At 41.8% G+C, this 10,501-nt stretch carries 9 protein-coding genes; 8 read left to right on the plus strand and 1 reads right to left on the minus strand.

Annotation, left to right across the window (positions count from 1 at the left end; all coding sequences use genetic code 11):
* The first annotated feature begins 165 nt into the window (after positions 1–165).
* The 8 genes from rpsA (at position 166) to kdsB (ending at position 9,584) form a co-directional block, all read left to right on the plus strand.
* Positions 166–1,839, plus strand: coding sequence for a 30S ribosomal protein S1 (gene rpsA, locus PSF11_RS01460; protein WP_014657928.1), 1,674 nt, complete (start codon positions 166–168; stop codon positions 1,837–1,839).
* Positions 1,840–1,894: 55 nt separating this feature from the next.
* Positions 1,895–2,182, plus strand: a complete 288-nt coding sequence (gene ihfB / locus PSF11_RS01465; protein ID WP_004918141.1) for an integration host factor subunit beta — start codon at positions 1,895–1,897, stop codon at positions 2,180–2,182.
* Between the two features lie 612 nt (positions 2,183–2,794).
* Positions 2,795–5,128, plus strand: a complete 2,334-nt coding sequence (locus PSF11_RS01470; RefSeq protein ID WP_053110294.1) for a DNA internalization-related competence protein ComEC/Rec2 — start codon at positions 2,795–2,797, stop codon at positions 5,126–5,128.
* Positions 5,129–5,163: 35 nt separating this feature from the next.
* Entirely contained in the window at positions 5,164–6,909 is a 1,746-nt protein-coding gene (msbA, locus tag PSF11_RS01475) for a lipid A ABC transporter ATP-binding protein/permease MsbA (protein WP_004918144.1), read from the plus strand.
* Positions 6,906–7,904 (plus strand): tetraacyldisaccharide 4'-kinase, encoded by a 999-nt coding sequence (gene lpxK / locus PSF11_RS01480; RefSeq protein WP_004918145.1) that lies wholly within the window; start codon positions 6,906–6,908, stop codon positions 7,902–7,904. Before msbA ends, lpxK begins: the two co-directional genes overlap by 4 nt.
* A gap of 390 nt (positions 7,905–8,294) precedes the next feature.
* Positions 8,295–8,510 (plus strand): cold-shock protein, encoded by a 216-nt coding sequence (locus tag PSF11_RS01485; protein ID WP_004918147.1) that lies wholly within the window; start codon positions 8,295–8,297, stop codon positions 8,508–8,510.
* 145 nt (positions 8,511–8,655) lie between these two features.
* On the plus strand, positions 8,656–8,835 hold the full coding sequence (locus tag PSF11_RS01490; protein ID WP_004918148.1) for a Trm112 family protein: 180 nt from the start codon (positions 8,656–8,658) through the stop codon (positions 8,833–8,835).
* 5 nt (positions 8,836–8,840) lie between these two features.
* A complete protein-coding gene (kdsB, locus tag PSF11_RS01495; protein WP_014657931.1) occupies positions 8,841–9,584 on the plus strand; it encodes a 3-deoxy-manno-octulosonate cytidylyltransferase in 744 nt (247 codons plus the stop codon).
* Positions 9,585–9,655: 71 nt separating this feature from the next.
* Here kdsB and elyC read toward each other — a convergent pair whose 3' ends face one another.
* Positions 9,656–10,483: an envelope biogenesis factor ElyC gene (elyC, locus tag PSF11_RS01500; RefSeq protein WP_036943618.1), complete on the minus strand. Its 828-nt coding sequence runs from the start codon at positions 10,481–10,483 to the stop codon at positions 9,656–9,658.
* Positions 10,484–10,501 lie beyond the last annotated feature (18 nt).

Below are 10,501 nucleotides of genomic sequence, written 5' to 3' on the forward strand. Positions count from 1 at the left end.
ATTTTAGCTTATAATGTAGATAGTATACGCATCTAATACTATGTTGATTTTTTCGCTTAACATGGTAATCACCTTATGACAAGGAAAGTTGTGGGGTATGTAAAACAACCCCATTTGGCCGGAAGCTGAATGGACGTTAATTTAAAACTCTTGAAGATCATTAATATGACAGAATCTTTTGCTCAACTCTTTGAAGAATCCCTGCAGAATATTGAAACCCGTCCTGGTTCTATCGTCCGTGGTACTGTTGTTGCCATCGATAAAGACGTTGTTCTGGTTGACGCAGGTCTGAAATCTGAATCTGCTATCCCAGTAGAACAATTCAAAAATGCTCAGGGTGAGCTAGAAATCCAAGTTGGCGACGAAATCGACGTAGCTCTGGATGCAGTTGAAGATGGTTTCGGTGAAACTATCCTTTCTCGTGAGAAAGCGAAACGCCACGAAGCATGGCTAATGCTGGAAAAAGCTTACGAAGAAGCTGAGACTGTAACTGGTGTTATCAACGGTAAAGTAAAAGGTGGTTTCACTGTAGAACTGAACGGTATCCGTGCGTTCTTACCAGGTTCACTGGTTGACGTTCGTCCAGTTCGTGACACAACCCACTTGGAAGGCAAAGAGCTAGAGTTCAAAGTTATTAAGCTGGATCAGAAACGCAACAACGTTGTTGTTTCTCGCCGTGCTGTAATTGAATCTGAAAGCAGCGCAGAACGCGATCAACTGCTCGAAAATCTGCAAGAAGGCATGGAAGTTAAAGGTATCGTTAAGAACCTTACTGACTACGGTGCATTCGTTGATCTGGGCGGTGTTGATGGCCTGCTGCACATCACTGATATGGCTTGGAAACGTGTTAAACACCCAAGCGAAATCGTCAATGTTGGTGATGAAATCACAGTTAAAGTTCTGAAATTCGACCGTGAGCGTACCCGTGTTTCTCTGGGTCTGAAACAACTGGGCGAAGATCCTTGGGTTGCAATCGCTAAACGTTATCCAGAAGGTACTAAACTGACTGGTCGCGTAACTAACCTGACTGACTATGGTTGCTTCGTCGAAATCGAAGAAGGCGTTGAAGGTCTGGTTCACGTTTCAGAAATGGATTGGACTAACAAAAACATCCACCCATCTAAAGTTGTTAACGTTGGTGACGTTGTTGAAGTTATGGTTCTGGATATCGATGAAGAACGTCGTCGTATATCTCTAGGCCTGAAACAATGCAAAGCGAACCCATGGCAGCAATTTGCAGAAACTCACAACAAAGGTGACCGTGTTGAAGGTAAAATCAAGTCAATCACTGACTTCGGTATCTTCATCGGTCTGGAAGGCGGCATCGATGGCCTGGTTCACCTGTCTGACATCTCCTGGAACGTTGCAGGCGAAGAAGCAGTTCGTGAATACAAAAAAGGTGACGAAATCGCAGCCGTTGTTCTGCAAGTCGACGCAGAACGTGAGCGTATCTCTCTGGGCGTTAAGCAGTTAGCTGAAGATCCATTCAATAACTACTTAGCAGCAACCAAGAAAGGCGCAATCGTAACTGGTAAAGTTATCGCAGTTGATGCTAAAGGTGCAACTGTTGAGCTGACTCTGGGCGTTGAAGGTTACCTACGTGCATCAGAAGCTTCTCGTGACCGTGTTGAAGATGCAACACAGGTTCTGAAAGTTGGTGATGATGTTGAAGCTAAATACACTGGTGTTGACCGTAAAAACCGTGTAATCAACCTGTCTGTTCGTGCAAAAGACGAAGCTGATGAAAAAGACGCTATCGCTACTGTGAACAAGCAAGAAGATACTAGCTTCGGTAACAACGCAATGGCTGAAGCTTTCAAAGCAGCTAAAGGCGAATAATTAAGGTAGGGGTAACAGGCGTTACCCCTTCGTAACGGTAGTTTAGGGAGGTACTATGACCAAGTCTGAGTTAATCGAAAGACTGGCTAGCCAGCAATCTCATCTGTCAGCAAAAACGGTCGAGGATGCTGTTAAAGAAATTCTCGAACATATGGCAGATACTCTGGCTGGTGGTGAACGTATAGAAGTCCGCGGATTCGGCAGTTTTTCTCTTCACTACCGTGCTCCGCGTGTTGGGCGTAACCCAAAAACTGGAGACAAAGTGGAGTTGGAAGGTAAATACGTTCCTCACTTTAAACCAGGTAAGGAATTACGTGACCGTGTAAATATTTATGGTCAATAATTGATTGTAAATCTTAATTATTAGTTCAAAACGGTGCTTGTGTTTCACAGCACCGTTTTTTTATTGGGGGGCTTTAACGTATTGATAGCGTTTCTGGCTAAAACGACACGCTCAGTAAAGGGGACCGTGAGCTGCTTAATTGCTTATCTGACTCGCAGGAAACCGTTTAAGTATTGTCGTAGGGCTGGAGCAATCTGCTAATGGCTAAAAAATAGAGCACCATAGGTTAGGAGCGTAATAAAACTGGTTATGGTATAGCAACGGCTCGGAATACAGACACAAGTTACCCGAACATGAATGACCCACTTAGGTAGTTAGATTATATAGGCTGTTGATATTTAGCTTAGCTAAAATCGAGATAGACGAAGCTATATAGACAACGATATCACTCACTTTTAATTTAATCCAAGCGGCGATACTCTCTCTCAATAATTATTTAAATTAACAATAAAAACAAAATAGTTTTGTGAAGCCCCTCCTAAATAAAAAAATATGATTGAGTGATATCATCAAGTATTAGGAAGCAGCTCGTATCGCTGATATTCATGTTTTCCAAAAAAGGGTAAGCCTCGTTATGGTGCTCATTCATGTGGCGCACTAAGAGGTGAGGAAATGTATGGCAGTATACTGACACTATTTCGGGGAGGATCACTTTCCTATACTTTAGCGGCGATCGCGATATTTATTGGCACATTACCGATTTTATTTATTCATCATATCCCCACAATAAATAATTCATTCATTATTTCAGGTATCTTGTTTCTATTTTTGTTATTTATAAAAGCACATCGTTATCTGAAGTTTTTTCTATTAATAGCTATCGCATTTTTGTGGGCATGTTGGCACGCTAATGATGTTATTGAGAAAATAAACCTACTGTCAAAAAAGTACCAATTATTAGACGTTACTATTATCAGCGTTCCACTATTTAATAAAGAAAAAGAAAACATTAAAGTCAGAATTAATAAAGTTGCTGGGGTCACCGTGTTTCCGCCATTATATGCGGTATGGCAAGTGAAACATCGGTCAGGTGTTACTATTTGTGCGGGGCAAACTTGGCAACTTAATAGCCTATTAAAACCGTTACATGCATCCTTAAATGAAGGGGGCTTTGACCAACAACGTTATAGCCTATCACAACGTATTATTGGTAAATTAAAAAACACCCAAACAACAATGATCGACTCTCGCTGCTCTGTGCGGCAGAGGGTAATAGATTTTTATAAGGAAGAAATTCTTTCATTAAAAAATGCTGCGATTACTTATGCTTTAATGTTTGGTGAGCGCACATTATTAACGCCTGAGTTATCCGCACTATTACAAAGTACAGGTGTGAGCCACCTTATCGCCATATCCGGTTTGCACATCGGGCTATCTTATTTACTAGGCTATTGGCTTGCTCGGTGCTTACTGTATTTGCTTCCCAGCTACGTTATTAGCCCCAAAATACCTATTATATTTGGAGGCATTTTTGCTTTTCTGTATGGATGGGTCTCCGGTTTCGCTATTCCAGCGACACGTGCTTTAATTGCATTGGGGTTGTGGATCTATATCAAACAGCAAAAGAGCCTCTATTTTTCATGGCAATGGGCGGTATGGAGCATTGGTTTGATTGTGCTTGCTGACCCTTTAGCTATGCTATCTGACAGCTTTTGGTTATCCAGTTTTGCGGTATTGGCGATACTGTATTGGTTCAAGTTATTTTCTGTATCATCTTCTACACAGCATACAAAAGTCCTTGGTTGGTTAATTCCTTTCGTGCATTTACAAACGGGTTTATTGATCTTATTAGCACCAATACAAATGGGATTATTTCAAGGGATCAATTTTATGAGCTTTTGGGCAAACCTCTGGTTGGTTCCTATTGTTTCTTGGTTGGTTGTACCGCTTATCTTACTCTCATTTCTGCTATATCTGTTTCCAAGTGCTGCAATCCATCATTTTATTTTGCAGTTAATTGATAGCATTATTTCAATAGGAATAAAGCCATTAGTGTATCTCAGTGATTTTTGGATGGAGCTACAGTCCGTTTCATTGTGGGTTTCTATATTCTGCTGGTTGATTGGTGTATTTATTTCATTTGGCTGGCATCGAACCTATATTGGGTTATTAGGCTGTTTTAGTGCATTGTGCATCGGCACTGAAAGTGCGGTTGATAAATCAGTAGAGCAAGGATGGAGCTTAACCACTCTGGATGTTGGTCATGGTTTAGCCGTTGTAATACAGCAAAAAGGCGTCTCCTATTTATACGATACAGGTAATCGTTGGCAAGGAGGAAGTAACGCCCAAAAACAGATCATTCCATACTTAAAACGAAAAGGGATTATCCCGATAGGCCTTATTCTAAGCCATAAGCACCTTGACCATATAGGCGGAGTGCCATTTCTAAAAAAACAATACCCTTGGTTAAATGTGCGAAGCAGTTTTGGAGGGGGGCAACATCTTCCTTGCTCTAAAGGTCAACGTTGGCAATGGGGAGAGCTGCACTTTGAAGTGCTTTGGCCTGAAAAGCTTGCTGAAAAGTCTCATAATGATGATTCTTGTGTGATCATGTTAACCGATGGCTACCATAAAATCTTACTAACAGGTGATATCGAAAAGCAGGGTGAGCAAGCAATTACCGCACTATATAAACATCGATTAAATGCGGACATTGTTTTTGCGCCACATCATGGCAGCAATACGTCATCAACGTCACTATTCATTAGAACAATTTCACCAACAACGGTATTAGTCTCTTCAGCAAGATACAGTCCTTGGAAAATACCGTCAGATAAAGTGTACTTACGGTACAAAAATAATAATATTAAATGGATTAATACAGCGGAGTCAGGTCAGGTAACTATCTGGTTTAAAAAAGAAAAGTTAAATATTTTGCGCTATCGAATCGAAATGTACCCTAGATGGTATCATCTCTGGTTTGGTGATCCGCCATTTCCCGAGTAGAATAGTGCGCTTACATTAAGTTTGGTAATAAAAACATGATTGATAAAGACCTTTCGACACGACAAACGTTTCGCCGGTTATGGCCTACTATTTCGCCGTTTAAAGCAGGCTTATTTGTTGCAGCTATCGCTCTAGTCATCAACGCAGCAGGGGATGCGTTTATGATTTCTTTATTAAAGCCTTTACTCGATGAAGGGTTTGAGAAAGCGGATAATGACGTTTTAAAATGGCTTCCTCTCGCTATGTTAGGTCTAATTATTGTTCGTGGTGCATCTAGCTTTGTTTCAACCTACTGTGTTTCGTGGGTTTCTGGGCAAGTTGTAATGAGTATGCGCCGTAAGCTATTTGGCCATATGATGGGAATGCCTGTCAGCTTTTTTGATCAGCAATCTACAGGGACCCTCTTATCACGTATCACTTATGACTCAGAGCAAGTGGCGGCATCATCGTCAGGTGCATTAATTACCATTATTCGTGAAGGTGCCTATATCATCGGTTTGTTTGCGATGATGTTCTACTATAGCTGGCAACTCTCCCTCATTTTGATTGTTATCGCGCCAATCGTCTCTATTACAATCCGCATCGTCTCTAAGCGTTTTCGCAAGATCAGTAAAAATATGCAAACGGGGATGGGGCATGTTACGGCTAGTGCTGAACAAATGTTAAAAGGGCACAAAGAAGTTTTAATTTTTGGCGGACAAAAAGTTGAAACTGAGCGCTTTAATAAAGTCAGCAATAATATGCGTAGCCAATCAATGAAAATGGTCACTGCTTCGGCAATTTCAGACCCGATTATTCAATTGATTGCTTCTTTTGCATTAGCGTTCGTTCTGTATGCGGCAAGTTTCCCTGAAATTCGTGAACAGTTATCACCGGGGACAATCGCCGTTGTTTTCTCTTCTATGTTTGCTTTAATGCGCCCATTGAAATCGCTCACTAACGTTAACTCTCAGTTCCAACGTGGGATGGCAGCATGCCAAACACTATTCTCTATTCTCGATACTGAACAAGAAAAAGACGAGGGAACCAAAGTATTATCTAATGTGAAAGGTGATATTGAATTTGAAAATGTCACGTTTACTTATGCAACTAAAGAACATCCTGCATTAGATGATATTTCATTTACTTTACCAGCAGGTAAATCGGTGGCCTTGGTTGGGCGTTCAGGCTCAGGGAAATCAACCATTGCCAATTTGATTACACGTTTCTATGACATCGATAAAGGCTCTATCCGTATTGATGGGCATGATATTAGGGAATATACCCTTGAGTCATTGCGTAACCAAGTGGCTCTGGTTTCACAGCATGTGTATTTGTTTAATGATACCATTGCAAACAATATTGCTTATGCAACGGATGGGCGTTTTAGCCGCGAGCAAATTGAGAAAGCCGCAGAAATGGCTTATGCGATGGACTTTATCGCGAAACTGGATAAAGGTTTAGATACGGTGATTGGGGAAAATGGTGTGATGCTCTCGGGTGGTCAACGCCAACGTATTGCCATTGCTCGCGCACTGTTGCGTGACGCCCCTATCTTGATCCTAGATGAAGCAACGTCTGCATTGGATACTGAATCAGAAAGAGCTATTCAAGCAGCACTGGACGAACTACAAAAAAATAGAACGTCTCTTGTGATTGCTCACCGTTTATCAACTATTGAAAATGCGGATGAAATTTTAGTTGTTCAAGATGGTCGCATTATCGAACGTGGCAACCATAAAGCGTTATTAGCGCTAGAGGGGGCCTATGCTCAACTACATAAAATACAGTTTAGCCAATGATAGAAAAAATCTGGGCTGGTCAGTCATGGCTTTATATCTTACTACTGCCGTTCTCGCTGCTGTATGGGGCGATCGCGTTAGTTAGGCGTATAAGTTATCAAGCTGGGTTATTCCGTTCTTGGAAGGCACCAGTTCCAGTAATCGTTGTTGGCAATTTAACGGCAGGGGGGAATGGTAAAACGCCTGTCGTTATTTGGCTAGTAGAAGCATTAACTCGGGAAGGTTACCGCGTTGGTGTGGTTTCTCGGGGATATGGTGGAAAAGCAGATCACTATCCACTAGTGATTTCATCAACGACGACAACGGCTGAAGCCGGTGATGAACCTATTTTAATTCACTACCGAACCAAAGCGCCTGTCGCGGTGGCCCCCAAACGCAGTGAGGCGGTGAGAGCATTATTGGAAAACCATGAGTTGGACGTGATCATCACCGATGATGGTTTGCAACATTATGCGTTAGCGAGAGACTACGAAATCGTTGTGATTGATGGTCAACGCCGTTTTGGCAATGGCTGGTGGTTACCCGCTGGGCCAATGCGTGAAAGAGCGGGGCGTTTAACGAGTGTGAATGCCGTCATCGTTAATGGTGGGCAAGCAAACGCTAATGAAGTCGCTATGGCATTAGAAGGGGATATTGCCGTTAATTTACTCAGTGGTGAAAAGTGTGCAGTGAGTGAACTTAAAACGGTGGTTGCTATGGCTGGCATAGGTCATCCTCCTCGCTTTTTCGCCTCCTTAGAAAAAAAAGGGTTAGAATTGGTGCAAACGCATGCTTTTGCAGATCATCAGCCGTATCAACAACACTCTCTGTTAGCATTAACACCTAATAATGAACCCCTGCTAATGACCGAAAAAGACGCAGTAAAATGCCAATCCTTCGCCCAAGCCAATTGGTGGTATCTGCCTGTGGACGCTTCTTTCGATGCGTCAGGGGAAGCAAAGATCCTCAGTGAGATCAAAAACACGGTAGAGCGCTATAAAAAAACTTGTCTTTAAACATTTACTGTGATAATAATATCTCCAACGTGATGTAGATCTCTTTATTATGTATATAAATGTAATTCATTAATAATGAGTATCTATATTTGATTTATTCACGGTCAACTGAGTTCGTCTCTATTTCCTCGCAGTTTCCACGTTTATTCATCAGTTTTGTCATCTCAATGTCAAAATAGGCTGTTAAGTTACAGTGGATGATTGGTATGCGAAAGACCGTTAATTTAATAGTGTGTACAGATTAATAACAACAGTACATCCGGTAGTAATCGTTTACTTGCTCTTAAAGCGTTTTAATAAATCGGCAATTTATCATGGGGTATAACGTGTAAAGAGTAATAGTACAACAATAAATAGAATTATTGTTCTCAGAACAAAAGGAGTTTTAATATGAATTTTCAATTACATATGGGTCGAGTTAAATGGTTTGATGCAAATAAGGGTTATGGATTCATTTCACCAATAAATGGCGGTGATGATATCTTTGTTACACGTAAATCAATTGCAAATAAAAAAATCAAATCATTATTTGAAGGTCAAAATGTCGAGTTTTCTGTTACTCGCAATTCAGATGGCATAACGGCTGCTGACGTTATTGCTTATTAATTAAATCATTAACAGTACCGTTTCTCCTGCACCTCTATCCTCTCAATTTCTCGCAGGAGAGCGTATTCAAAAAGATTAGAGTTAACGGTGATATCGGCTTGTGTTATCCTGACCCGAAGTGAGTTAAATCCATTTGGGAGAAAACATGGATCACCGTTTACTTGAAATCATTGCATGCCCTATCTGTCATGGCAAATTAAGTTACAACAAAGAAAACCTTGAACTGATTTGCAAATTCGATCACCTTGCCTATCCTATCCGTGATGGCATTCCTGTTTTGTTGGAAAGTGAAGCTCGCAAAGTTGCATTAGACGAAGGGCAGTAATCATTATGTTTACTGTTATTATTCCTGCTCGTTATGCTTCTACTCGACTGCCGGGGAAACCCCTTGCTGATATCCATGGCAAGCCGATGGTTGTCAGAGTCATGGAGCAAGCCATTAAGTCAGGGGCGTCACGTGTCGTTGTGGCGACCGATCACCCTGACGTTGCGAATGCAGTTATCCAAGCAGGCGGTGAAGCTTGTATGACTGATCCTAACCACCAATCAGGAACAGAGCGTTTAGCAGAGGTCATTGACACCTATGGCTTTGCGGACGACGAAATCATTGTGAATGTACAAGGTGATGAGCCTTTGATCCCACCTGAAATCATTAGCCAGGTTGCAAGGAACCTTCAAGGTAGCCAAGCGCAGATGGGAACATTGGCAGTGCCTATTCATGATGCTCAAGAAGCCTTTAATCCAAATGCGGTAAAAGTAGTGACAGATCACGAAGGTTATGCGCTCTACTTTTCTCGAGCGACCATTCCATGGGATAGAGATAAATTCGCCGTTAGCCAAAATGCTATCGGTGATCATTTCTTACGTCATATTGGGATCTACGCTTATCGCGCAGGGTTTATTCGTCGTTATATTAAATGGGAAGCCAGCCCATTAGAGAAAATCGAAATGCTAGAGCAGTTAAGAGTGCTTTGGTATGGCGAAAAAATACATGTGGCAGTGGCTGAAAAAGCACCGGGTGCTGGTGTGGATACTCCAGAAGATCTCGAGCTAGTAAGAAAGCAATTTAAATAAGCAACGATAAATATCGGTAGCCATATAAGGTGTGTACTCATTTCTGAGCCACACCTTTTTTATTGTTCTATTTATTCTGCTTCTATGGCCTCAGGCGTTAAAATGGGGGTTTCTAGTGCTTCGGTGTTATCTGGCTTTAAATAAAACCAAATAGAGCCGATTAATTCATACCAAGCCCGTTCGCTATGGCTAAAATAGAATGCGGAAGGGAAATATTTTTCCCACGGATTGAGTGCACTTTTGATGGCCAATTGGTTTGCAGGGGCAGGAATAGGCTGCATGCCGCGTGCTGTAAACATGGAAATGGCTCTTGGTAAGTGGTTCGCCGAGGTCACCAGCAAAAACGGCTCTTTCCCAATTATTTTTTCCACTTCAAATGCTTCTTCTTGCGTATCCTTTGGCTCTGTTAATGCAATCGTATCGCTAGCAGGTACACCAAGTGACTGAGCAACCATGGCCGCAACTTCTGCACTACTGATAGTGCTATTCGCTTTGCTTCCTGTAAAAATAAGCTTACTTCCTGGGTATTTTAGGTATAAACGGACACCTTCAGTGACGCGAGGCAGGCTATTGTTGAGCAAGTTAGAACTCGGGCTCCAATCTGGATTATAGGTAAACCCACCACCGAGCACGACAATATAGTGAACATTCTCGGGGGGATTTTCTGTGATCAGTTCATAGCGTTTATCGAAATTCCCTTCAACAGGGGCAAGTAAACTGTCAGAAATAGGCTGCAACCCTAAAAGGGCAATAACAATAAGGCTCATGGATACACAGGCCTTGCCACTCTTTTGCCAGCGTGTAAACCACAGCAATATAAGGCCGATAAACCCGATCAGCAGCAGTAGAGGGAGCGGCATAAGTAAGGCGCCCAAGTATTTTTTTAAAAGAAATAGCATAAGTGAACCTATTTTTTG

It is taken from the genome of Providencia sp. PROV119 (assembly GCF_028482435.1).
GTDB lineage: Bacteria > Pseudomonadota > Gammaproteobacteria > Enterobacterales > Enterobacteriaceae > Providencia > Providencia stuartii.

Excerpts from the sequence above, each read along its gene's own strand:
- rpsA (WP_014657928.1), top strand. The coding sequence starts at position 166 with ATGACAGAATCTTTTGCTCAACTCTTTGAAGAATCCCTGCAGAATATT.
- ihfB (WP_004918141.1), top strand. The coding sequence starts at position 1,895 with ATGACCAAGTCTGAGTTAATCGAAAGACTGGCTAGCCAGCAATCTCAT.
- PSF11_RS01470 (WP_053110294.1), top strand. The coding sequence starts at position 2,795 with ATGTATGGCAGTATACTGACACTATTTCGGGGAGGATCACTTTCCTAT.
- msbA (WP_004918144.1), top strand. The coding sequence starts at position 5,164 with ATGATTGATAAAGACCTTTCGACACGACAAACGTTTCGCCGGTTATGG.
- lpxK (WP_004918145.1), top strand. The coding sequence starts at position 6,906 with ATGATAGAAAAAATCTGGGCTGGTCAGTCATGGCTTTATATCTTACTA.
- PSF11_RS01485 (WP_004918147.1), top strand. The coding sequence starts at position 8,295 with ATGAATTTTCAATTACATATGGGTCGAGTTAAATGGTTTGATGCAAAT.
- PSF11_RS01490 (WP_004918148.1), top strand. The coding sequence starts at position 8,656 with ATGGATCACCGTTTACTTGAAATCATTGCATGCCCTATCTGTCATGGC.
- kdsB (WP_014657931.1), top strand. The coding sequence starts at position 8,841 with ATGTTTACTGTTATTATTCCTGCTCGTTATGCTTCTACTCGACTGCCG.
- elyC (WP_036943618.1), bottom strand. The coding sequence starts at position 10,483 with ATGCTATTTCTTTTAAAAAAATACTTGGGCGCCTTACTTATGCCGCTC.